Source organism: Pseudomonas sp. NPDC077649, from assembly GCF_044542855.1.
Classification (GTDB): Bacteria; Pseudomonadota; Gammaproteobacteria; order Pseudomonadales; family Pseudomonadaceae; genus Aquipseudomonas.
Genome location: NZ_JBITVF010000007.1, coordinates 288,804 through 312,611, shown reverse-complemented (window position 1 = coordinate 312,611; position 23,808 = coordinate 288,804). Strand labels below are relative to the sequence as shown.

The 23,808-nt window shown below is 62.1% G+C and carries 15 protein-coding genes; 12 read left to right on the top strand and 3 right to left on the bottom strand.

The features are described 5' to 3' along the window. Positions 1-121 precede the first annotated feature (121 nt). The 9 genes from ACIGFL_RS20590 to tadA all read left to right on the top strand — a co-directional run bounded on the left by ACIGFL_RS20590 (position 122) and on the right by tadA (position 16,146). Positions 122-1,345, top strand: coding sequence for a restriction endonuclease subunit S (locus tag ACIGFL_RS20590; protein WP_397498390.1), 1,224 nt, complete (start codon positions 122-124; stop codon positions 1,343-1,345). Further along, positions 1,345-3,882, top strand: coding sequence for an AAA family ATPase (locus ACIGFL_RS20585; protein WP_397498389.1), 2,538 nt, complete (start codon positions 1,345-1,347; stop codon positions 3,880-3,882). The genes ACIGFL_RS20590 and ACIGFL_RS20585 overlap by 1 nt, the downstream gene beginning before the upstream one ends. Further along, a complete protein-coding gene (locus tag ACIGFL_RS20580; RefSeq protein ID WP_397498388.1) occupies positions 3,879-5,195 on the top strand; it encodes an McrC family protein in 1,317 nt (438 codons plus the stop codon). Before ACIGFL_RS20585 ends, ACIGFL_RS20580 begins: the two co-directional genes overlap by 4 nt. A 169-nt stretch (positions 5,196-5,364) precedes the next feature. Next, a complete protein-coding gene (locus ACIGFL_RS20575; protein ID WP_397498387.1) occupies positions 5,365-6,642 on the top strand; it encodes an AAA family ATPase in 1,278 nt (425 codons plus the stop codon). Continuing rightward, the gene (locus ACIGFL_RS20570; RefSeq protein WP_397498386.1) at positions 6,639-7,241 is read left to right on the top strand and encodes a hypothetical protein; all 603 of its coding nucleotides are present in this window, start codon (positions 6,639-6,641) and stop codon (positions 7,239-7,241) included. Before ACIGFL_RS20575 ends, ACIGFL_RS20570 begins: the two co-directional genes overlap by 4 nt. 100 nt (positions 7,242-7,341) lie before the next feature. After that, positions 7,342-10,443 carry a type I restriction endonuclease subunit R gene (locus tag ACIGFL_RS20565; RefSeq protein WP_397498385.1) on the top strand — a complete coding sequence of 1,034 codons (3,102 nt, stop codon included), beginning with the start codon at positions 7,342-7,344 and terminating at the stop codon, positions 10,441-10,443. A gap of 11 nt (positions 10,444-10,454) precedes the next feature. Further along, complete coding sequence (locus ACIGFL_RS20560) at positions 10,455-13,694, top strand: SNF2-related protein (RefSeq protein WP_397498384.1); 3,240 nt, start codon at positions 10,455-10,457, stop codon at positions 13,692-13,694. Positions 13,695-14,227: 533 nt separating this feature from the next. Further along, positions 14,228-15,592 (top strand): multicopper oxidase family protein, encoded by a 1,365-nt coding sequence (locus ACIGFL_RS20555; protein WP_397498383.1) that lies wholly within the window; start codon positions 14,228-14,230, stop codon positions 15,590-15,592. Between the two features lie 77 nt (positions 15,593-15,669). Beyond that, complete coding sequence (gene tadA, locus ACIGFL_RS20550; RefSeq protein WP_397498382.1) at positions 15,670-16,146, top strand: tRNA adenosine(34) deaminase TadA; 477 nt, start codon at positions 15,670-15,672, stop codon at positions 16,144-16,146. Position 16,147: 1 nt separating this feature from the next. On the opposite strand, the gene mltF is transcribed toward tadA, so the two are convergent. After that, a complete protein-coding gene (gene mltF / locus ACIGFL_RS20545; protein ID WP_122108814.1) occupies positions 16,148-17,614 on the bottom strand; it encodes a membrane-bound lytic murein transglycosylase MltF in 1,467 nt (488 codons plus the stop codon). A 167-nt stretch (positions 17,615-17,781) separates the two neighbouring features. On the opposite strand from mltF, the gene purL reads away from it, so the two are divergent. From purL to ACIGFL_RS20530, 3 genes are all read left to right on the top strand, one after another. Continuing rightward, a complete protein-coding gene (gene purL / locus ACIGFL_RS20540) occupies positions 17,782-21,678 on the top strand; it encodes a phosphoribosylformylglycinamidine synthase (protein ID WP_397498381.1) in 3,897 nt (1,298 codons plus the stop codon). 138 nt (positions 21,679-21,816) lie between these two features. After that, on the top strand, positions 21,817-22,086 hold the full coding sequence (locus tag ACIGFL_RS20535) for a CDGSH iron-sulfur domain-containing protein (protein ID WP_031303259.1): 270 nt from the start codon (positions 21,817-21,819) through the stop codon (positions 22,084-22,086). A gap of 160 nt (positions 22,087-22,246) precedes the next feature. After that, on the top strand, positions 22,247-22,564 hold the full coding sequence (locus tag ACIGFL_RS20530; RefSeq protein WP_397498380.1) for an NGG1p interacting factor NIF3: 318 nt from the start codon (positions 22,247-22,249) through the stop codon (positions 22,562-22,564). A 61-nt stretch (positions 22,565-22,625) separates the two neighbouring features. On the opposite strand, the gene ACIGFL_RS20525 is transcribed toward ACIGFL_RS20530, so the two are convergent. Continuing rightward, entirely contained in the window at positions 22,626-23,129 is a 504-nt protein-coding gene (locus ACIGFL_RS20525; RefSeq protein WP_021444540.1) for a murein L,D-transpeptidase family protein, read from the bottom strand. A 22-nt stretch (positions 23,130-23,151) separates the two neighbouring features. Beyond that, positions 23,152-23,706 carry an NUDIX hydrolase gene (locus ACIGFL_RS20520; protein WP_021444539.1) on the bottom strand — a complete coding sequence of 185 codons (555 nt, stop codon included), beginning with the start codon at positions 23,704-23,706 and terminating at the stop codon, positions 23,152-23,154. Between the last annotated feature and the right edge of the window lie 102 nt (positions 23,707-23,808).

The window sequence follows — 23,808 nt, the reverse complement described above, 5'->3', positions numbered from 1 at the left end:
GCCGGCACAGCAGCGCTATGCAGCTATCGCCAGTGGAGTTTGAAAAGCGTTATTTCCAGAGCTTGGAGAGTGTCTAGGAAAGCCGGGGCGATTCAGTTTGCCCGGTCCTGTGCTGCTTGGCTTGGCCTCAATTGAGCTCAATGGTGGCTTCCGCTACGGCGGATTCAAGACATATGGCGGTGACTGCCCTGAGAAGATCTCGCTGAAATCAGGCGATCTTTACGTCTCCCTGAAAGACGTCACGCAGTCAGGTGACTTGCTCGGCTCAATCGCTAGGGTGCCTTCGGATATCGCATCTGGTCGCTTAACTCAGGACACAGTTAAGCTTGTTTTCGACGGTGATCCCGTCTCAAGGGATTACATCTACTGGCTGCTCAGAACTCCGGCTTATCGTGAGTATTGCCGTGGGTGTGCGACAGGCACCACTACGCTAGGCCTATCCCGCGACGATTTTCTAGATTTCCCTGTACCTTCTCCTGCACCTGCAGATGAGTTGCTGATTGAGCTTTTAGAGGGTGTAGAGAAGCGCATCACCCTGTTACGCGAAACCAACGCCACCCTGGAAGCCATCGCCCAGGCGCTGTTCAAATCCTGGTTCGTCGATTTCGACCCCGTACGCGCCAAGGCCGAATTCCGCCAGCCGGAAGGCATGGACGCCACCACCGCCGCCCTGTTCCCCGATAGCTTCGAAGAGTCCGAACTGGGCTTGGTGCCGAAGGGGTGGACAGTTAGGCCAATCGGTGAACTTGTTGAGGGGATTTACGACGGTCCACATGCCACGCCGGCTGAGTCGGCAGATGGCCCTGTCTTTCTTGGCATCAAGAATCTAACTGGCACCAGCCTTGATCTGTCTGATATTCGCCATATCAGCGAGAGCGATTGGAAGCAATGGACACGCCGTGTTGAGCCGAGGCGCGGAGATATTGTGTTCAGCTACGAGGCGACACTTGGTTTCTTTGCTTTGATTCCGCCAGGTGTACGTTGTTGCTTGGGACGGCGGCTCGCGTTGGTGCGTCCGCATGCAGAAAACGGTGCCGGGATGTTCTGGTTTCACCAGTTCATCTCAGCCCCATTTCAACAATTGCTTGATAAGCACACGATCCACGGCGCAACGGTCAATCGGATTGCTCTCAAGGCTTTCCCAAGCTACCCGGTGCTCAATCCGCCCGAACCTTTAAAGTCGGCATTCGTTGATTCGGTGGCTCCGCTCTGGGCTGCCATTCACGAGAACCAAGTGCAAGCCCAAACCCTCACCCAACTCCGTGACACCCTCCTACCCCGGCTGATCTCCGGCCAGCTGCGCCTGCCGGAAGCGGAGGCACTGATGGCCGAGGTGGCCTCGTGATGCCTCTAGAAGCTATCAAGGCAACGCCTGAGCAAAGGTTGGAAGTGCTAGGGCATTTCAACGCCATCAAGGACTTGTCGGTACGTCTGGAGTTGGCGGGTGCGACTCAGGCCTTTTGCAATCTGGTTTTGGCTTTGCATCAGCGTGGGCTGGACTGGTGGATCACCGAGGCGGGAGCAATTCATGCCGGATGTAGTGAGGATTTCCGTGTTTGGCAGGTGGCGCTGGCGCTGCGGGTGGATGTTGGGGCAGAGGTCACTCGGGTCGCTTTATCCGGAGCCGGAGAACTGAACTGGCAACGCCTTGATGATGCCTTGGTCGGCTCGTTGATTGCGGCTGTAGCGAGCCGGTCAGACCTCGCCCCTGCGACCACCCGTCAGGGCTACTGGCCGGATGACTACGACGCCATGGCTGGGCGGCTGGTGGTTACGCTGACGGATGGTGCTATTCGCAATGGGTATCTGAAGGTACCCAAGCTGCAGCAGCTGTTTCCGGATGATTGCTGGGGCGAGAGTGAGCGTCCCGCCCGGCAACTGTTCACCCTGCGCCTGCCCGATGGCAGCAGCCAGCAAACCCAGGTGCTGACGCAGTACCAGCGCATTCAGGCCCGGTTGCAAAGCCTGTTTTCTCGCGAGCAGCTGAAACCGGGTGATCAGGCCGTGATTGCGCGCCTTGCCGACTATGACTACCAACTCTCTTTCAAGCGTGCGGGGCAGGTTGCTGATACGGAGGCTTTCCCTGCCAGCCCTTCAGGGATGGATGATCGAATGAACGAAACCCCACTAAATCAGATTCTGTTCGGCCCACCGGGCACCGGCAAAACCTACCACACCATCAACCAGGCGCTGGCGATTCTGGCGCCGGACCTCCTGGTGCAGAACAGTGGTAATGACCCGGAGACGCGCAAGCGTCTTAAAGCGGAGTTCGACCGTTTCGTGAGCGCCGAGCGGGTGCGCTTTGTGACCTTCCACCAGAGCTTCAGCTACGAAGACTTTGTCGAAGGGCTGCGGGCGGATTCCGATGCGGAAACCGGGCAGGTCAAGTATTCCGTTGAGTCGGGTGTGTTCAAGCGCATTTGTGATGATGCCCGCACGCGACCGGCGTCTGACCTGGGGGTGCGGGGCAATCCAGCGATCTGGAAAATCTCCATTAATGGCACCGGCAGTTCACCGACCAAGAGTTACTGTCTGGACAATGGCGAAGCGCGAATCGGCTGGGGTGAAACCGGTGATCTGCGTGGGGACTATGAGCAGAACGCTTATTACCAGTCGCTTGGCGCTGGCGATAAAGGCACGCTCAGTTACTTCGCCGAGCAGATGGTGGTGGGTGACATCCTGCTGTGTATCCACTCGGCCGAGCAGATCGGCTCGATTGGCGTGGTGACCGGCGACTATCGTTATGAGGCGCAGGTGCCGGCCGGGGTTATCGGCGACTATCAGCATGTGCGCTCGGTGCGCTGGTTGTATCGGGATATCAACCTGTCCATTCTGCCGCTCAATGACGAGCGCCAATTCACGCTGAAAACCGTGTATGCGATGAGCCGCTTCACCTGGGCGGATCTGCTCTCATACGTGCAGCAACAGAAGGCGAACCCGGTAGAGCCAGTGACGGCGGCCGAGGTAGAGCGTGAGCCCTATGTGCTGATCATTGATGAGATCAACCGGGGCAATGTGTCTCGCATCTTTGGCGAATTGATCACCCTGATCGAGGAGTCCAAGCGCGAGGGCGCCGATGAGGCGCTGAGCGTGAAACTGCCCTATTCGAAAAAGCCTTTCAGCGTGCCGAAAAACGTTTACCTGATCGGCACCATGAACACCGCCGACCGCTCGTTGGCCGGGCTAGATATTGCTCTGCGCCGGCGCTTCGTGTTCCGCGAGATGCCGCCCCGGCCCGAACTGCTGGATGATATCGAGGTGGCAGGGCTGAATATCGGTCAGCTGCTGAGGGTGATGAACCAGCGCATCGAGGTGCTGCTGGATCGGGATCATTGCCTGGGGCACGCCTACTTTATGCCGCTGAAAAAGGATGGCTCACAGGCTCGGCTGGAGCTGATCTTCCGCAACCAGATTCTGCCGTTGCTGCAGGAGTATTTCTTCGAGGATTGGCAGCGCATCGCCTGGGTTTTGAATGACCAGCGTAAGGCGCCGAACGATCAGTTTATTCAGGAGCGAACCAGCCTTGCTGAAGGACTGTTTGGCCGGGACGTGGGGCAAGGTCTGGCGGGTAGCTACTGGACGCTTAATGATGAGGCGCTCGAGCGAATGGAGGCCTATCTCAGCATTCTTGATGCTTCGCTCGTCGGCGGTAATCAAGCCGTGAAGCGTGAGGTGGTGCAGGGCGAGATCACGCTGCGAGAGCTGGCCAGTGGCTCTATTGAGGTGTGGCGCGCGGGTGCCTTGCAGCAACCGACCAAGCCTGTTTTGCGTGAGCTGGCCGAACAGCTGGGCCTCGCTCTGGAAAGTGTCAGTGGCAGCCTGCTGACCACTCGCGGTCTGGGACGTCAACTGATTGATCGACTGAGCCAGGGCGCGGCGTGATTACCACCGTCACCATCCGCGAGTACGCGCGGCTGACCACGGCCGAGGTCGATCCCTCGCTGGATGTGGCTCAGGTGTCGGCCAGTGCGTTCGACTGGCTCTGCGAGTTGAATGCCAGTTTCAACCGCAACGGCGCCACGCTGTTGCAGGTGGACGGGCGGCGTGCGCTCAAGTGGGATTCCTACGTGGGCGTGCTGGAAACGCCCTGTGGCACGCGGCTGGAGATTCTGCCCAAGCACCATGAGCAGGACGACTGCCTAGCGAAGAGCCGGCAGTTGCTGCGCAAGCTGATTCAAAGCGCCTTGCAGCTCAAGCCGCGCGAGGCTTCGGTGGCCAGCTTGGAGCTGTTCGATGCGCCGCTCAGCGAGTGGGTGATAAGGCAGTTTCTTTCGGAGCTGGATCTGCTGGTCAAGCGCGGCGTACGCTTCGACTACCAGCGCATCGAGGAGGAGCAACGTTTTCTCCGTGGCCAGCTCAATGTGGTGGCGCAGATGCGCCAGCCGCCGGGGCGCCAGCATCACTTCCAGATTCGCCACGATGTATTCCTACCTGATCGTGCCGAGAACCGCTTGCTCAAGCTGGCTTTGGAGCTTGTGGCCAAGAGCACGCAGGACGCCACCAATTGGCGCCTGGCCAACGAGTTGCGCGCCATGCTGGCGGAGGTGCCCGCTAGCCGGCAGGTGAGTCAGGATTTGCGTGCCTGGAGCTGTGACCGGCTGATGGCGCATTACCAGGCGATCAAGCCCTGGTGTGAGCTGATCCTCAATCAGCAGATGCCGATAGCCGTGAGTGGTGAGTGGTGGGGGATAAGCCTGCTGTTCCCCATGGAGAAACTGTTCGAGTGCTATGTGGAGGGCTGGCTGCGGCAACGCTTGCTACACGGTGCGAATCTGACCTCACAAGCCAGCCGGCACCACCTATGCGGGCATGACAGCGGAAAGATGTTCTGCCTGAAACCGGACTTGCTGATCGACACGCCGAAGCAACGCTGGATTCTCGACACCAAGTGGAAGCGCATCGATGCCGGTAAACCTGAGAAGAACTACGACCTGAGTCAGAGCGATTTCTATCAGCTGTTTGCCTATGGCCACAAATACTGCAATGACACTGGCATTCCGACGCTCGTGCTGATTTATCCGTGTTGGTCTGGTTTACGCAAGGCGCTGCCGGTGTTCGACTACGGTGAGGGGATGAAGCTTTGGGTGTTGCCGTTTGAGCTGGATGGGGAAGGCTGCCTAGTGGATGCCGAGGCGGCCGGTCTTGCGCTATGTCGCGATAGGGTCAGTCGAAATCCGCTGTGGCTGAGCGCATGAGACTAATTCAGCGATTAGATCCGGTAGCAGATATTCATGACATGTTGCGTTGCTTGTCCCTCGTAAGTTGCAAGAGCACTGTTCGAGGTGTTTCTGGCATGATCCAATCCGTTTATTTGCGCGGCGTGGCAGATGGCATTCCCTGCTCGCTAGTCAATGGAGATTACTCATGCTGAAAAGCTTGTTGCTTGAAGGCGTAGGCCCAGCCAAAACCTTTGGCCCGGTAGACTTTGCGCCACGGCTTAACTTCATCACCGGTGATAACGGCTTGGGCAAGAGCTTTTTGCTGGATATCGCCTGGTGGTCGCTGACTCGCACCTGGGCGCGGGGCGTGCCTGCGGTGCCGCCGACCAGCAGCAAGAAGAGCAGCATTACCTACGCCTTCAGTAAATCGACATCAGGTGACTTTGCAGAGACCAGTCTATTCAAGCGCAGTGATCAGCTATGGCCAACAAAGCAGGGCCGACCAGCTATTCCGGGTGTGGTGATCTACGCCGGGGTCGATGGCAGCTTTTCCGCTTGGGACCCCGCGCGCAACTACTGGCAAAGCGATGATGCGGCAGAGCGCCCCAGGGCGTTCAACTTCACCCCGGAGCAGGTGTGGAACGGGCTTGAGGGGCCGAACGGCATTCGCTACTGCAACGGGCTGATCCACGACTGGGTGTTGTGGCAGAAGGGGCGGGATGAGGCTTTTTCAGACCTGATCAAGGTCTTGGCTGCACTGTCTCCCTCGGGCGTTGAACATCTTGAGCCGGGCCAACCTGTGCGGCTGGGGCTAGACGTTAAAGACTACCCTTCGCTACGCATGAGCTATGGACAGGATGTGGCGTTGGTACATGCTTCCGCCGGTATGCGCCGAATCGCCGCATTGGCTTATTTGTTGGTTTGGACCTGGCGCGAACATCGCCTTGCGTGTGAGCAGACCGGGCGTAAACAGGCCAAGGAAATCGTCTTTCTAATCGATGAGATCGAATGCCATCTGCACCCGCAGTGGCAGCGTCGGGTGGTGCCTGCATTGCTGCGGGTAATGCAGGCGCTGACCGGCAAGAAGGTGCCGGTGCAGCTGATTGTGGCCACCCATTCCCCGCTGGTGCTGGCGTCGGTCGAGCCTGAGTTCGATGAGTCGAAAGATGCCGTATTCAACATTGGTTTGCGCGATGGGCAGGCTGAAGTCAGTAAAGAGCCCTGGGCCAAGCAAGGGGATGTGGTGAATTGGCTGGTGTCAGACTCGTTTGGCTTGCGCCAGGCTCGATCTGTCGAGGCGGAGCAAGCCATCGAAGCCGCCGAGGCCTGGATGCGTGGTGAGCAAGCCGCTCTACCACAGAAGTTGCATTCTCAGGGCGCCATCCACAAGGAACTGATGCGTGTACTCCCGGGACATGACGACTTCTGGCCACGCTGGCTGGTTGAGACTCGGCAACTACCGCGCAGGTCGGGTGATGCATGATCGAAATTGATCAGAGGCTTATGGCTGAGCCCGCTGAGTTCGATGACAAATGCCGCAGGAAGGGCGCTCAGTGGCTCGCGGCGCATCCCAAGGCGAGCAGGAAGCCAGGGAAGACGCGGCCCAAAGACTTCTGGACCCCTTTCAAGCCTGCGCTGGCAGATGCGTTTCGAGAACTGTGTGCGTATAGCGCTATGTACGAGCCAGTTGGCACCGTGGATCACTTTCTGCCAGTCGATGCCGATGAGGCGTTGGCCTACGAATGGAGCAACTACCGCTTCGCATCGGGCTGGATCAACAGCAGCAAGAACAAGGCTGTCACCATCCTCGACCCACTTGATGTGCGTGAAGGCTGGTTCGAGGTGCTGTTGCCTTCGTTGCAGCTCGTCGTGGTGCCCGAGCGGGTGCCCGAACCATTGCGTGAGTTGGCGGTGAAGACCCTTGAGCGCCTGCATCTGCAGGATGATGAGCGCGTACTGCGACAGCGTCGTGGCTGGTATCGCAAATATCAGGAGGGCAAGCTGACGCTCGAAGGGCTGCGTGATGTTGCGCCTCTGATTGCGCGAGCCGTAGAGACGCAGAACGTTGCAGTTCTGCCGTGAGCGAACAAGTACCGATCAAGTAACCGAGCATGTAACGCTCGCTCGCCGCGTGATCGTGCCACGCCATCCGAGTGATGCACCCGCCAGGTAAGGCAGTGAAATGACCGAAGATCAGTTGGAAAAAGAAGCACTCGAATGGCTCGGCGAGTTGGGCTACACGCATCTCTACGGCCCGGACATTGCCCACGACGGCGACAATCCCGAGCGCGCGAGCTATCGCGATGTGCTGTTGACCATGCGCCTGCGCACGGCCATCGCCCGGCTCAACCCGCAGATCCCGCTGGCGGCGCGTGAGGACGCCTTGCGCCAGGTGCTGGAGCTGGGCGTGCCGGTGCAGCTGTCCGCCAACCGCCTGTTTCATCGTCTGCTGGTCGGCGGTGTGCCGGTGCAATACCAGAAGGACGGCGAGACCCGCGGTGACTTCGTTCGCTTGATCGACTGGGCCGATGTGCGGGCCAACGAGTGGCTGGCGATCAACCAGTTCAGCATCCAGGGGCCTAAGCACACCCGTCGGCCGGACATCATTCTGTTCGTCAACGGCCTGCCGCTGGTGCTGCTGGAACTGAAGAACCCGGCGGATGTGAATGCCGACCTGGTCAAGGCATTCGACCAGCTCCAGACCTACAAGGAGCAGATTCCGGACGTCTTTCACTACAACGAGATTCTGGTGATCAGCGATGGCAGCGAGGCGCGTATGGGCTCGCTGTCTGCGGATATCGAGCGCTTCGCCCGCTGGCGCACCATCGATGGGGTCACGGTGGATTCACTGGGTGAGTTCAACGAGCTGGAGACGCTGGTGCGTGGGGTGCTGCAGCCGGCGATGCTGCTGGATTACCTGCGCTACTTCGTGCTGTTCGAGGATGACGGTCGGTTGGTGAAGAAGATTGCCGGCTATCACCAGTTCCATGCCGTGCGTGCGGCGATCCAGCAGGTGGTCAGCGCCTCGCGCCCCGGCGGCACGCACAAGGGCGGGGTGGTCTGGCATACCCAGGGCTCAGGCAAGAGCATCACCATGACCTGCTTCGCCGCCCGGGTGATGCAGGAGGCAGCGATGGAGAACCCGACCATCGTGGTGATCACTGACCGCAACGACCTGGACGGCCAGCTGTTCGGCGTGTTCTCGCTGTCGCAGGATCTGCTGCGTGAACAGCCAGTACAGGCGCTGACCCGCGGTGACCTGCGCGAGAAGCTGGCCAACCGCCCCAGTGGCGGCATTGTCTTCGCCACCATCCAGAAGTTCATGCCGGGCGAGGATGAAGACAGCTTCCCGGTGTTGTCCACGCGCTCGAATATCGTGGTGGTGGCCGACGAGGCGCACCGCACCCAATACGGCTTCAGTGCTTCGCTGAAGGTGCCGGACCTTAAGGTGGCCGAGGCCAGTGCCCGCTATCAGGTGGGTTATGCCCAGCATCTACGCGACGCTCTGCCCAGCGCTACCTTCGTGGCCTTTACCGGCACGCCGGTGTCCAGCGAAGACCGCGACACCCGGGCGGTATTCGGCGACTACATCCACGTCTACGACATGCAACAGGCCAAGGAAGATGGCGCCACCGTGGCCATCTACTACGAGTCGCGGCTGGCCAAGCTGTCGCTCAAAGACTCGGAGCTGGCGCATATCGACGATGAGGTCGACGAACTGGCCGAGGATGAGGAGGAAGATCAGCAATCACGCTTGAAGTCGCGCTGGGCCGCGTTGGAAAAAGTCGTGGGGGCCGAGCCGCGTATCAAGAGCGTGGCGGTCGACCTGGTGGCGCACTTCGAGGAGCGCAACCAGGCGCAAAGCGGCAAGGCCATGGTGGTGGCCATGAGTCGCGAGATCTGCGTGCACCTGTACAACGAGATCATCGCCCTGCGCCCCGAATGGCACGACGAGGATCCGGAGAAGGGCGCGGTGAAGATCGTCATGACCGGCAGTGCTTCGGACAAGGCACTGCTGCGCCCGCATATTTACCCCGGCCAGGTGAAGAAGCGCCTGGAGAAGCGTTTCAAGGACCCTGCCGATCCGCTGCAACTGGTGATCGTCCGCGACATGTGGCTGACTGGCTTCGATGCGCCTTGCGTGCATACCCTGTATGTCGACAAACCGATGAAGGGCCACAATCTGATGCAGGCCATCGCCCGGGTGAACCGGGTGTTCAAGGACAAGCAGGGCGGCCTGGTGGTGGATTACATCGGCATTGCCAACGAACTGAAGGCGGCGCTCAAGGAATACACCGCCAGCAAGGGCAGAGGGCGGCCCACCGTCGATGCCCATGAAGCCTACGCGGTGCTGGAGGAAAAGCTCGATGTGTTGCGCAGCCTGCTGCACGGCTTTGGCTACAGCGACTTCCTGACCGGCGGGCACAAGCTGCTGGCCGGTGCTGCCAACCATGTGCTGGGGCTGGAGGACGGCAAGAAGCGCTTTGCCGATAATGCGTTGGCCATGAGCAAGGCCTTTACCCTGTGCTGCACGCTGGATGAGGCCAAGGCGGTACGCGAGGAAGTGGCCTTCCTGCAGGCGATCAAGGTACTGCTGACCAAGCGTGACATCAGTGCCCAAAAGAAAACCGACGAAGAACGTGAGCTGGCGATCCGCCAGATCATCGGCAATGCCGTGGTCTCGGGCGAGGTGGTGGATGTGTTCGAGGCGGTCGGCCTGGACAAGCCCAACATCGGCCTGCTCGATGACGAGTTTCTCGCCGAGGTGCGCAACCTGCCGGAGAAGAATCTGGCGGTTGAGCTACTGGAGCGCCTGCTTGAAGGCGAGATCAAGAGCAAGTTCTCCAGCAACCTGGCCCAGGAGAAGAAGTTCTCCGAGCTGCTCGATAGCGTGATCAAGCGCTACCAGAACCGCTCCATCGAAACCGCCCAGGTCATCGAAGAGCTGATCGAGATGGCCAAGAGGTTCAGTGCTGCCAGCAAGCGCGGAGATCAGCTTGGGCTCAATGACGATGAGCTGGCCTTCTACGATGCCTTGGCCAACAACGAGTCTTCGGTACGCGAGCTGGGTGACGAAACGCTGGCCAAGATCGCCCACGAGTTGACTGAAAGCCTGCGACAGAACGTGACGGTCGATTGGAGCAATCGCGACAGTGTGCGGGCCAAGTTGCGTCTGTTGGTCAAGCGCATCCTGCGCAAATACAAATATCCGCCAGATCAGCAAGAAGAGGCCGCACAGTTGGTGCTGGCGCAGGCAGAGGCGCTGTGTGAGGCGTGGATGTAGTAGGAGTCAACATGCAGGGGTCGCTGTTTGATGAGATAGCGCTGAGCTGTACTGATCTGCCATCGCAGGCACGGATGCCGATCAATCTCTCGGCTCGTAAAGTCTATTCCGTGTTGATGCCGGATTTGTGCGGACCTGGCGATGCGTTGGTCATTACCGGCTACAGCGGTCTAGATCAGCTGATTCAGCTCATTAATCAGCGTGGCGCCTGCGAAAAGCCTCTGCGTCTGATCTTGGGGTCTGAGCCCGTTTCAGCGAAGCGCGCGGGGCTCAGTCTTAAGCGTTACGACTTCCCCGCAGAGGTGAGGGAGTACTGGCTCAAGCGTGGCATCTCGTTATCACTCAGCGGTTCGGTCATCCACTGCATTGAGTTGATTCGAGGCGGGTATGTACAAGTCCGTTACCCCACGGGCACCTACCGACTGCATGCAAAACTGTATTGCAGCGACGACGCTGTCACCCTGGGCTCGAGCAACTTCACGGAGCCTGGATTGTTTTTCCAGCACGAGGCTAATGTCCGCTTCACTAGTAAGGAGAAGGCTCGCTTCGATGAGGGTTGGAGGCTAGCGGAGTACTTCTGGAATTTGGGCGAAGATGCCAGCGGTGAGTTATTGGCTTTGCTGGATCAGCTTCTCAAATTTGTGACTTGGCAGGAGGCACTGGCGCGAGCTTGTGCAGAGCTTTTAGAGAGCGACTGGGCTGCTCACTACCTGCGGTCCTTGGCTGGATTTCAACAAGTCAGTCTCTGGCCGTCGCAGCAGCATGGTATTGGCCAAGCTCTTTATTTGCTCGATACGGTTGGCGGGGCGCTTGTCGCAGACGCTACGGGCTCTGGTAAAACCCGCATGGGGGCTCACTTGCTACGTGCCGTGCATGATCGAAATTGGTCATCTGTACGGAGCCACAAGAGCTCCATGCTCATGGTCTGCCCACCGTTGGTGAGCAACAACTGGGAGCGGGAGGTGGCTAAGTGCGGGTTTAACCTCGCGATAGCGTCCCAAGGGTTACTGAGCCGTTTGGACGATCGAGAGGGCTCTGCGCTGGCAACACAGCTCGCCTCCGCTCAGACTTTGGCAGTCGACGAGGCACACAACTTTCTCAGCCAAACTTCCAAGCGCACACGTCATTTGCTGCACAACTTGGCAGACCAGGTGGTGCTGTTCACGGCCACTCCAATCAATCGCTCATGTGCGGATCTGCTCAGGCTAATTGATATTCTGGGCGCCGATAATTTCGAGGATGAGGTCCTGGGGATTTTTGAGAGGTTAAGCCGTGGCAGTACAGCGCTCTCGGATGTACACCCTCAAGATTTGGCCGCACTGCAGGCGGCTATTGCCAGCTTCACCCTGAGGCGTACCAAAGCGCAGTTGAATGCGATGGTCGACAGGGACGAGGAGTCCTATCGCTTGCCGAGTGGGCGTGTATGCCGCTATCCGAAGCATGTATCCCTGACGTATGAATTGGGCGAGTCTGAGCAGGATCAGGCGCTGGCTGAGCAGATCCGAGTATTGGCTCGCAACCTAAAAGGCATAGGCCATTTTGAAAAGCCTCTGGTCCTGCCCGAAAGCTTGGCCCGTTACGGGATGACTGCAGATAGCTATCTGCAGATGCGATTGAACGCAGCTAGCTCATTGGCCGCCCACCATGTGATGGCCGGTTTGCGCTCATCACGACTTGCTCTGTACCGGCACATCCTGGGAGAGAAAGCGGCACTTGAGCAGATGGGCCTGCCGGGCAAGTTCGAGAGCTCTGCGGATGACGCCACCGGTGACATGCTGCAGCGTATCGCTCAATTGATGGGGCGCATTCCCGAGAACCGACTCGGAATAGAGCTGCCGTCATGGCTCAGTGATGAGATGGCACACCGCCAGGCATGCGAGGCTGAAATTACAATCTATAAGCTCATTCTGAAGCGCTTGACGAAGCTCAGTGGTGGTCGGGAGGAGCGCAAGGCACAGCATTTGCTCGACCTAGTAGAGCGTCACGATCAGGTGATTGCATTTGATCACTACCCACTGACTTTGCGTTACATCAAGTACCTACTGCAGAACTCTGCCCGCCCGGCAGGGATCGAGGTGATGCTGGGGATTGGTGGTGACAAAAAAAATAACGAGCGACTACAAAAGCGGCTGGATCCCGATTTAGGAGGAGGGCGCTTGATCGCTCTATGCAGCGATGCCTTATCTGAGGGGGTGAATCTTCAGCGAGCATCAACTTTGGTGCATTTGGACATGCCTAGCGTGGTTCGCTTTGCAGAGCAACGGGTAGGACGTATCGATCGCATGGATAGCCCGCATGATCAAATTGAGTGCTGGTGGCCAAAGGATGCTGTGGCCTTCGCGTTGAAATCAGACGAGCGTTTTGTAGCCAGAGTCGAAGAAGTCGATACGCTCATCGGTGGCAACTTGCAGCTACCTGATGAGATGCGTGCCACGAGCGAGCCTGCTGTGGTTACGCCGGAGGATATCGACAAGGAACTACGTGAACGAGAGCGCCGTTCGTGGGATGGAATCGAAGATGCTTTTACGCCTGTCAGAGAATTGATTGAGGGGCAGGCATCACTGGTGGATGCTGATCTGTATCGAGCCTACCGAACGGAGCAGGCTAAGGTGCTTTCGCGGGTAAGCCTTGTACGTGCAAGCGAGCCGTGGCTGTTTCTGTGCTTGGCAGGTGAAGAGTCCAGAACACCTCGCTGGGTCATGATGACGGAGCAAGACGCAAAGCCACTGACCAATTTGCGCGAAATCGGACAACAGCTTCGTCTTCGGCTCTCCGAGGATGTAGAAAGTCTTAAGCCCACCAGGGGCGCAATGTCTGCTCTCGAACAATTCTTAAGCCGTTTAACCGAGATGGAAAAATTATTGCTGCCGAAGCGTAAGCAGCGCGCGCTGGAGCAGATGAGCTGGGCTATTGCTTTATGGGCACGTGACCGTCAATGGATCACGAGTGTTGAAGAAGCAGATCAGTGCAAAGAGTTGCTTGATTTAATGCAGGGGGTTCGCCTGCACGAATGCCCAGATTGGGGGCAACTGGCTGACTGTTGGCTCGATCTGGTTCGCCCTCGTTGGGCGGAGTACTTGCATGAGAGAGGGCGAAAGGCAGGGGTAATGCGTTTACGCGACCTCCAGACCAGTTTGAAGGCGAAACCAATTGCAGCTAGTCAGTTGTTTGGCCGGGTGTCGGGAATTGACCTTCGACAGCGCTGGGAGGAGCGGATAGTTGCCTGCATCTTTGGGTACGGGGCGTCTTGAGGGCAATTGCAGCGGCAGGGGGCTGGCCTATGCCGAGCAGCTTAGCCGTGATGAGGATGCGGGGGGCCAAGGATACTGAGCTTGCGGAACGTTGCCTGCTGCATGTGGCTGCGACACGGGCTAAGAGAAATCTGTTTGTACTAAGTCGGGGTTGATGTGAGCCGAAAGCTGCTGACTCAGGTAGGATTCTAACTGGCGATGGCGCCATCAGCATTGCCCCAGAAGCGCTCTGTTATCTTGCTGCTACAGCTTTGCTCGAATGACGGTAGAGGCGACGGTATGGCTCCATTGCAATCACAACGAATCCCTTTAGCCAAGCGGGCTCGGGTGGCTTGTTGATGATCGAGTGGGAGTGAAGTGACCGACAGGGGCAGCGCAAGCTGCCCTTGTCGTTTCTGTCGGCCGCTGCGGCAACCTGTCTCGTATCCGGGGTCGTCAGCCTGGCGTTGGAAATGAGAAGATGTCGCAACTTATATCCCGGATGCCAGCCGGGTGCGGCCTTCCCGGATTGCCGCCGGGCCACGGATACGACCATGATCTTTACCCGCAGACAAATTCTCGCCGGCCTCGGCGGCGTCAGCCTGCTCGCCCTCGGCGGCGCCGGTTACTGGTTGCGCCGCAGCCAGAGCGCCAGCCACGACTACGAGTTGATCGCCGCGCCGCTGGATATCGAGCTGGTACCCGGGCACCAGACGCCGGCCTGGGCCTATGGCGGCCAGGCGCCGGGGCTGGAGTTGCGCGCACGCCAGGGCGACTGGCTGCGGGTGCGCTTCATCAACCAGTTGCCGGAGCCCACCACCATTCACTGGCACGGCATTCGTCTGCCGCTGGAGATGGACGGCGTGCCCTATCTCTCGCAGTTGCCGGTGCTGCCGGGGGAGTATTTCGACTATGTGTTCCGCGTGCCGGATGCCGGCAGCTTCTGGTATCACCCGCATACCGCCAGCGGCGAGCAGCTGGGGCGGGGTCTGGTCGGCCCGCTGATCGTCGAGGAGCGTCAGCCCACCGGCTTTCGCCATGAGCGCACGCTGAGCCTGAAGAGCTGGCACGTGGACGGGCAGGGCGCCTTCACCGCCTTCAGCGTGCCGCGCGAGGCGGCGCGCGGCGGCACGCCCGGCGTGCTGAGCACGGTCAACGGCGTGCATGCGCCGACTGTGGAACTGCCGGCCGGCCAGGTGGTGCGCCTGCGTCTGCTCAACCTGGACAACACCCTGACCTATCGCCTCAACCTGCCGGGCGGCGAGGCGCGCATCTACGCGCTGGACGGCAATCCGGTGACGCCGCGGCCGCTGGGCAGGGAGTACTGGCTGGGGCCGGGCATGCGTATCGAGCTGGGCCTCAGGGTGCCGCCGGCCGGCCAGGCGTTGTCGCTGCGCAACGGCCCGCTGCGTCTGGCCACCCTGAGTTCGGTGGCGTCCAGCGAGCCGGCCGGTGACTGGCCGGCGGCGCTGCCGGCCAACCCGGTGGCCGAGCCGGACCTGGCCAGTGCCGAGACCCTGCGCTTCAACTTCGAGTGGGCCGGCGCCGTCTCGGTCGGCCTAGAGCAGGGCGCCGGGCACAGTTTCTGGCAGATCAACGGCCAGGCCTGGGATATCGCCGACAAGAACTGCTACGAGCTGCCCATCGCCACCCTGCAGCGCGGCCGGAGCTATATCCTCGAGTTGCGCAACCTCAGCCAGTACCAGCACCCCATTCATCTGCACGGCATGACCTTCAAGGTGCTGGGCTCCAACCGCCGACGCATCGCGGAGCCCTGGTTCACCGATACCTATCTGCTGGGCAGGAACGAGACCGCCAGGGTGGCGCTGGTGGCCGATAATCCCGGGGTGTGGATGTTCCACTGCCACGTCATCGACCATATGGAAACCGGGCTGATGGCGGCGATCGAAGTGGTGTAGGGTGGGCGCCGTTTTGGCAGTCGCAAGCTTGATGGGTGGAAACCGCCGCGCGGTTTTCCGCCCTACGGATTGATTCAATGAAAAGACCGCAGATCATCGACCGCTCGCGCGACGAGCATTTCATGCGTGAGGCGCTGGCCCAGGCACGCCTGGGCGCGGAGCAGGGCGAGGTGCCGGTGGGCGCGGTGCTGGTGCAGGCGGGCGAGGTCGTCGGCCGCGGTTTCAACTGTCCGATCTCGCGCAGTGACCCCAGCGCCCATGCCGAGATGGTGGCGATTCGCGCAGCAGCCGAGTCCGCGCAGAACTACCGCCTGCCCGGCAGCACCCTGTACGTGACCCTGGAGCCCTGCAGCATGTGCGCCGGGCTGATCGTGCATGCGCGCATCGCCCGCGTGGTCTACGCCGCCAGCGAGCCGCGGGCCGGGGTGGCGATCAGCCAGGGCCAGTTCTTCGAGCAGGGCTTTCTCAATCACCGGGTGCTGGTGGAGGGGGGGCTGCTGGCGGAGGAGAGCGGGGCGTTGCTGAAGGCGTTTTTCAAGGTTCGGCGCGGCTGAATTAGAGCGGCGGGGTCTCTTCGCTGGGCTGGCGCTTGTCTATGCCCGGCAGGTGCACGCCGCGCTCGGCCACCTGGGTGCCCTCCAGCTGCGGCTGGGTCACCCAGGTGAGAATGTCGTAGTAGCGGCGGATGTTGCGCACGAAATGCACCGGCTCGCCGCCGCGGGCGTAGCCGTAACGGGTCTTGCTGTACCACTGCTTCTGCGCCAGGCGCGGCAGGATCTTCTGCACGTCGGCCCACTTGTTGGGGTTCAGTCCCTCGGCTTCGGTGAGCTTGCGCGCATCCTCCAGGTGGCCGCCGCCGACGTTGTAGGCGGCCAGGGCGAACCAGGTGCGATCCGGCTCCTCGATGCCTTCCGGCAACTGCTCGTAGACCTGGACGAAGTAGCGTGCACCGCCATCGATGCTCTGCTTGGGATCGAGGCGATTGGACACGCCGACCGACTGCGCGGTGCGCTGGGTCAGCATCATCAGCCCGCGCACGCCGGTCTTGGAGGTGGCGTTGGGTTGCCACAGCGATTCCTGATAGCCCATGGCGGCCAGCAGGCGCCAGTCCACCTGGTTGGCGCGGGCGGCCTGGCGGAACATCTGTTCGTACCGCGGCAGGCGCTTTTGCAGGTGCTGGGCGAAGGTGTAGGCGCCGACGTAGCCGAGCACGTCGACATGGCCGTAGTAGCGCTCCTTCAGGCGTTGCAGGGTGCCGTTGGCCTCGGCCCGCTCGAGGAAGGCGTTGGCCTCCTGCAACAGGCTGTCGTCCTCGCCGGGCGCCACCGCCCAGCGCATATGGTTGGCCTCGCCGAGGTCGAAGGCGACGCGCACGTTGGGGAAGTACACCTGGTTCATCGCCAGCTCGTTGGAGTCGACCAGGGTCAGGTCGATCTGGCCCTCGTCGACCATGCGCAGCAGGTCGACCACTTCCACCGCGTCGGATTCCTCGAAGGCCAGCTCCGGCACTTCCAGCTTGAGGGCGGCCAGCTGTTCGGCGTGGCTGCTGCCGGCCAGCACCAGGATGCGCTTGCCGACCAGGTCGGCGGCCTTGGTCGGGCGTGGCTGGCCCTGGCGGTAGACGACCTGCGGGGTGACTTCCAGATAGGGAATGGAGAAGCGCGCCTGGCTCTGCCGCGCCGGTGTTTCCACCAGCCCGGCGGCGGCCAGCACCGGACCGTTGGGGCGGCCGAGGCTGGCGAACAGGCTGCCGAGGTTGTCGGCGGTTTCGACCTTCAGCTCCAGGCCCAGATCGGTGGCGAAGCGCTTGGCCAGCTCGTATTCGAAGCCGGTATCGCCGTTGCGGTCCTGGAAATAGGTGGCCGGGCTGTTGCGGGTGATCACGCGCAGCTCACCCTCCGCCTTTACCTGCTCGAGTACGCTGGGCTTGAGTTCTTCGCCACAGCCGCCGAGCATCAGGAGGATTCCAATCGCCAACAGCCCTGTGGCGCAACGCATGCGTATCGCAGGTCGTGCAAACATCGGCGCAGTATACGCAAAGCGCTGGCGGCGCCATATCTCGACAGCGGCGCGCTTCTCTGCTAGCGCGCATCCGTCTTGAAAGCGCCAGGCCACGGGTGCCGCGGGCGGCGCTTTAGGCTAGAATGCACGGCCTCTAGCACTCCCCCTTCCCAGAGGCTGTTCCGACGATGTTGATTCTGCGCGGCGCTCCCGCCCTTTCCGCTTTCCGCCATGGCAAATTGCTCGAGCAACTGACCAGCAAGGTGCCGGCCGTGACCGGGCTGTACGCCGAGTTCGCGCATTTCGCCGACGTCACCGGCGTGCTCAACGCCGACGAGGAACAGGTGCTCGCCCGTCTGCTCAAGTACGGCCCCAGCGTGCCGGTGCAGGAGCCCAGCGGCAAGCTGTTCCTGACCATCCCGCGCTTCGGCACCATCTCGCCCTGGTCGAGCAAGGCCAGCGACATCGCCCGTAATTGCGGTCTGGCCAAGATCCAGCGCCTGGAGCGCGGCATCGCCTATTACGTGGCCGGCGAGCTGAGCGAGGCCGACAGCGCCGCCGTCGCCGCCTTGCTGCACGACCGCATGACCCAGCTGGTGTTGAACGCCCTGGAAGACGCCGCGGCGCTGTTCAGCCATGCCCAGCCCAAGCCGCTGACCGCGGTGGACATCCTCGGCGGCGGCCGCGCCGCGCTGGAGCAGGCCAACCAGGATCTGGGCCTGGCCCTGGCCGAGGACGAGATCGACTACCTGGTCAAGAGCTTCACCGAGCTGGGGCGCAACCCGCACGACATCGAGCTGATGATGTTCGCCCAGGCCAACTCCGAGCACTGCCGACACAAGATCTTCAACGCCAGCTGGGACATCGACGGTCAGGCTCAGGACAAGTCGCTGTTCGGCATGATCAAGAACACCTACGAGATGAACCGCGCAGGCGTGCTGAGCGCCTACAAGGACAACGCCTCGGTGATCGAAGGCTTCACCGCCGGGCGCTTCTTCCCCAACCCGGAGACTCGCGAGTACGGCGCCAGCGTCGAGCCGGTGCATATCCTGATGAAGGTGGAAACCCACAACCACCCGACCGCCATCGCCCCCTTCCCCGGCGCCTCCACCGGCTCCGGCGGCGAGATCCGCGACGAGGGCGCCACCGGTCGCGGCGCCAAGCCCAAGGCCGGCCTGACCGGTTTCTCGGTCTCCAACCTGAACATCCCCGGTTTTGAGCAGCCCTGGGAGAAGCCCTACGGCAAGCCCGAGCGCATCGTCACCGCGCTGGACATCATGATCGAGGGCCCGCTGGGCGGCGCCGCGTTCAACAACGAGTTCGGTCGCCCGGCGCTCAACGGCTACTTCCGCACCTTCGAGCAAGCCGTGCAGAGCCCGCGCGGCGAGGAAGTGCGCGGTTACCACAAGCCGATCATGCTCGCCGGCGGCCTCGGCAACATCCGCGAAGACCATGTGCAGAAGGGCGAGATCTCGGTCGGCGCCAAGCTGATCGTGCTCGGTGGCCCGGCCATGCTGATCGGCCTGGGCGGCGGCGCCGCCTCGTCGATGGCCACCGGCGCCAGCTCGGCCGACCTGGACTTCGCCTCGGTGCAGCGCGAGAACCCGGAAATGGAACGCCGCTGCCAGGAGGTCATCGACCGCTGCTGGCAGCTGGGCGAGGCCAACCCGATCAAGTTCATCCACGACGTCGGCGCCGGCGGCATCTCCAACGCCCTGCCGGAGCTGATCAACGACGGTGGCCGCGGCGGTCGCTTCGAGCTGCGCAAGGTGCCCAACGACGAGCCGGGCATGAGTCCGCTGGAAATCTGGTGCAACGAATCCCAGGAGCGCTACGTGATGTCGGTCGACGCGGCCGACTTCGAGCGCTTCAAGGCCATCTGCGAACGCGAGCGCTGTCCCTTCGCCGTGGTCGGCGAGGCCATTGCCGAACCGCAGCTGACCGTGACCGACAGCCACTTCGGCAACACGCCGGTGGACATGCCGCTGGAAGTGCTGCTCGGCAAGCCGCCGCGCATGCACCGCAGCGTCGCCCGCGAAGCCGAGCAGGGCGATGATTTCGACGCCGCCGGCGTGGCGATCGACGAAGCGCTGGAGCGCGTGCTGCGTCACCCGGCCGTGGCCAGCAAGAGCTTTTTGATCACCATCGGCGACCGCAGCATCACCGGCCTGGTGGCCCGCGACCAGATGGTCGGCCCCTGGCAGGTGCCGGTGGCCGACTGCGCCGTGACCGCCACCAGCTTCGACGTCTATACCGGCGAAGCCATGGCCATGGGCGAGCGCACCCCGCTGGCGCTGCTCGACGCCCCGGCGTCGGGCCGCATGGCGGTGGGCGAGACCATCACCAACCTGGCCGCGGCGCGTATCGGCAAGCTGTCCGACATCAAGCTGTCGGCCAACTGGATGGCAGCCGCCGGCCACCCCGGCGAAGACGCCCGTCTCTATGACACCGTCAAGGCGGTCGGTATGGAGCTGTGTCCGCAGCTCGGCATCACCATTCCGGTGGGCAAGGACTCCATGTCGATGAAGACCCGCTGGCAGGACGCGGGCGTCGACAAGAGCGTCACCGCGCCGCTGTCGCTGGTGATCTCCGGCTTCGCCCCGGTGCAGGACATCCGCCAGACCCTGACCCCGCAACTGCGCATGGACAAGGGCGAGACCGACCTGATCCTGATCGACCTCGGCCGCGGGCAGAACCGCATGGGCGGCTCGATCCTGGCGCAGGTCTATGCGCAGATCGGCCAGCAGGCGCCGGACCTCGACGACGCCGAGGACCTCAAGGCCTTCTTCGCCGTGATTCAGGGCCTGAACGCCGACGGCCATCTGCTGGCCTACCATGACCGCTCCGACGGCGGTCTGCTGACCACCGTCTTGGAAATGGCCTTCGCCGGTCACTGCGGCCTGGCGCTGAACCTCGACGCGCTGGCCGACGCCAGCGCCGAGCTGCCGGCCGTGCTGTTCAACGAAGAGCTGGGGGCGGTGATCCAGGTGCGCCAGGACGCCACCCCGGAAGTGCTGGCGCAGTTCAGCGCCGCCGGTCTGGGTGACTGTGTGGCGGTGATCGGCCAGGCGGTGAACAACGGCGAAATCGGCATCAGCTTCAACGGCGAGCCGGTGTTCGCCGGCGAGCGTCGCCTGCTGCAGCGTCAGTGGGCCGAGACCAGCTACCGCATCCAGCGCCTGCGCGACAACGCCCAGGGCGCCGATCAGGAGTTCGACCTGCTGCTGGAAGAGGACAACCCCGGTCTGTCGGTCAAGCTCGGCTTCGACGTCAACCAGGACGTGGCCGCGCCCTATATCAAGAAGGGCGTGCGGCCGCAGGTGGCGATCCTCCGCGAGCAGGGCGTCAACGGTCAGGTGGAGATGGCCGCGGCGTTCGACCGCGCCGGCTTCGCCGCCGTCGACGTGCATATGAGCGACATCCTCGCCGGCCGCGTTAGCCTGGAAGAGTTCAAGGGGCTGGTGGCCTGCGGTGGCTTCTCCTACGGTGACGTGCTTGGCGCCGGCGAGGGCTGGGCCAAGTCGGTGCTGTTCAACGCCCGCGCGCGCGATGCCTTCCAGGGCTTCTTCGAGCGGCGCGACAGCTTCGCCCTCGGCGTGTGCAACGGCTGCCAGATGATGAGCAACCTGCACGAGCTGATTCCCGGCACCGAGTTCTGGCCGCACTTCGTGCGCAACCGCTCCGAGCAGTTCGAGGCGCGCGTGGCCATGGTGCAGATCCAGGAATCGGCGTCGATCTTCCTGCAGGGCATGGCCGGCTCGCGTCTGCCGATCGCCATCGCCCACGGCGAAGGCCATGCCGAGTTCGAGAGCGAGGAGGCGCTGCTGGAAGCCGATCTGTCCGGCACAGTGGCCCTGCGCTATGTCGACAACCACGGCAAGGTCACCGAGAGCTACCCGGCCAACCCCAACGGTTCGCCGCGTGGCATCACCGGCCTGACCAGTCGCGACGGCCGTGTGACCATCATGATGCCGCACCCGGAGCGGGTGTTCCGCGCTGTGCAGAACTCCTGGCGCCCGGACGAGTGGCAGGAAGACGGCGGCTGGATGCGCATGTTCCGCAACGCCCGCGTCTGGGTGAACTAAAAGCGGCCGCGCAGCGGCCTTCCGCTGACCCTCTCCCGCATGCGGGAGAGGGTTTGCAAATCCCCTCGCCGGATGCAATCCGGGGAAGCACGTGCAATCCCTCCCGGATTTCATCCGGGCTACACCGGCAGGCCCCCCATGGCCGACGATGCTCCACCCATCCTTCCCGAAGTCCGCCTGGTTCGTCCGGGGGATTGCCTGCGCCTCTGCCGCTGCGGAGCTTCCTCGGCCTTGCCCGACTGCAACCGCACCTGCGCCGAGGCGTTGCGGCTGACCGCCGAGCGCGAACAGCGTCTGCTGCTCTGCCGCTGCGGCCGTTCGGCCGATCTACCCTATTGCGATGGCAGCCACAGTCCGCCGGCGCCCGGTCTGGGCGACAAGTGGCGGCGCTTTATCGGCAAGGCCTGAGGCCGCGGAACGCCTGCCCGGGCGGCGAGTCGAAACTAACGAACGAGCTGGCGGATGCGGAATTTCCGAGGTGGTTCTCAGTATTGCGCTGAGGCAAAATGCCATCATTTCAGCATCATGGCTTGTCTGTTGTTCGGTTGCCCCATCTGCGGAGAACTTGATGTACAAACTGTGTTTTTACGTGCCGGAAAGCCATCTGGAGCCGGTGAAGAAGGCGGTGTTCGCCGCCGGCGGCGGCCGCAGCGGCCGCTACGACAGCTGCTGCTGGCAGGCGCTCGGCCAGGGCCAGTTCCGTGCGCTGGAGGGCAGCCAGCCGTTTCTCGGCCAGATCGGTGGCGTCGAGCAGGTGGCGGAGTGGAAGGTCGAGCTGGTGGTGGCCGACGAGCTGATCCACGACGCGGTCAAGGCGCTCAAGCAGGCCCATCCCTACGAGACGCCGGCGTTCGATGTCTGGCGCCTGTCGGATCTGCAGTTCTAGTAGGGGGCGATGCGGAGATATCGTTCATGCGGTGCGCATGGCCTGGGCGGCCCCGCGACACCTAGGGGCGGATCTCTATCAGCGTGCCGTCCTTGACCAGCTCCCACACCTCGCGCATGTCGTCGTTCTTCATGGCGATGCAGCCTTCGGTCCAGTCCAGGGTATGGAAGAACCACTCGGGGTATTCCTCGTCCAGCGGCGTGCCGTGGATCATGATCATGCCGCCCGGCGGCACGCCGGCCTGGCTCGCGTTGGCCAGGTCGCGGGCGTTGGGGTAGGAGATGTGCAGCGATAGCTGGTACTTGTCGCTGGCCTTGCGCCAGTCGATCCAGTAGAAGCCTTCCGGCGTGCGCAGGTCGCCTTCGCGCTGCTTGGCGCCGTTGGGCTGCTTGCCGAGGGAGATGCGGTAGGACTTGATGGTCTCGCCGCGTCGCTGCAGGTGCAGCTGGCGTTCGGATTTGAGCACCAGCACCTTGTCCACCTGGCGCGTGGCGTCGATGGGGGTGGCGTTGGCCTGCACGTTCAGGCTGAGGGTCAGGCACAACAGGGGCAACAGCCAGCGCATCGGAATACTTCTCGGCAAGGGGTCAACGGGGTCGGTAATGAGCGCGCAGGGCTTCCAGCGGCTCGTTGCGCACCGGAAACAGGTTCTGCCGGCGGTCGGCGAAGAAACATTCTAAGGTACGGCCTATGGTCGGGAAAGCCAGCTCCGACCAGGGGATTTCCGCTTCGGCGAACAGGCGCACCTCGAGGCTTTCCTCGCCCACGGCGAAATCCAGGTCGACCAGCTCGGCGCGAAACAGCATGTACACCTGGCTGATATGCGGCAGGTCGAACAGGGTGTAGAGATTGAGGTCGCGCACCCGCGCGCAGGCCTCTTCCAGGGTTTCCCTTGCCGCCGCCTGCTCGATGGTTTCGCCGTTTTCCATGAAGCCGGCCGGCAGGGTCCAGTAGCCGCGGCGCGGTTCGATGGCGCGGCGGCACAGCAGCACCTGCTCGCCCCACACCGGCAGGCAGCCGGCAACGATGCGCGGGTTCTCGTAGTGCACCGTATGGCAGTGGTTGCACACGTGGCGCAGGCGGTTGTCGCCGGCGGGGATCGCCCGGGTCAGCGGCTGGCCGCATTGGCTGCAATATTTCATGGCTTGTCCTCGGCCTGTTGGGACTATCTTGGCGCGCCTGTGGCATGGCCGGCAAGCCTGCCAACTCGGCCGCCTTGCCCTGTCTTCGGGCTTGGGCGCGGC

Coding starts and splice junctions, on each gene's coding strand:
- ACIGFL_RS20530 (WP_397498380.1), top strand. CDS start 22,247: ATGTACAAACTGTGTTTTTACGTGCCGGAAAGCCATCTGGAGCCGGTG.
- ACIGFL_RS20575 (WP_397498387.1), top strand. CDS start 5,365: ATGCTGAAAAGCTTGTTGCTTGAAGGCGTAGGCCCAGCCAAAACCTTT.
- ACIGFL_RS20570 (WP_397498386.1), top strand. CDS start 6,639: ATGATCGAAATTGATCAGAGGCTTATGGCTGAGCCCGCTGAGTTCGAT.
- ACIGFL_RS20535 (WP_031303259.1), top strand. CDS start 21,817: ATGGCCGACGATGCTCCACCCATCCTTCCCGAAGTCCGCCTGGTTCGT.
- ACIGFL_RS20555 (WP_397498383.1), top strand. CDS start 14,228: ATGATCTTTACCCGCAGACAAATTCTCGCCGGCCTCGGCGGCGTCAGC.
- ACIGFL_RS20520 (WP_021444539.1), bottom strand. CDS start 23,706: ATGAAATATTGCAGCCAATGCGGCCAGCCGCTGACCCGGGCGATCCCC.
- tadA (WP_397498382.1), top strand. CDS start 15,670: ATGAAAAGACCGCAGATCATCGACCGCTCGCGCGACGAGCATTTCATG.
- mltF (WP_122108814.1), bottom strand. CDS start 17,614: ATGTTTGCACGACCTGCGATACGCATGCGTTGCGCCACAGGGCTGTTG.
- purL (WP_397498381.1), top strand. CDS start 17,782: ATGTTGATTCTGCGCGGCGCTCCCGCCCTTTCCGCTTTCCGCCATGGC.
- ACIGFL_RS20560 (WP_397498384.1), top strand. CDS start 10,455: ATGCAGGGGTCGCTGTTTGATGAGATAGCGCTGAGCTGTACTGATCTG.
- ACIGFL_RS20585 (WP_397498389.1), top strand. CDS start 1,345: ATGCCTCTAGAAGCTATCAAGGCAACGCCTGAGCAAAGGTTGGAAGTG.
- ACIGFL_RS20525 (WP_021444540.1), bottom strand. CDS start 23,129: ATGCGCTGGCTGTTGCCCCTGTTGTGCCTGACCCTCAGCCTGAACGTG.
- ACIGFL_RS20565 (WP_397498385.1), top strand. CDS start 7,342: ATGACCGAAGATCAGTTGGAAAAAGAAGCACTCGAATGGCTCGGCGAG.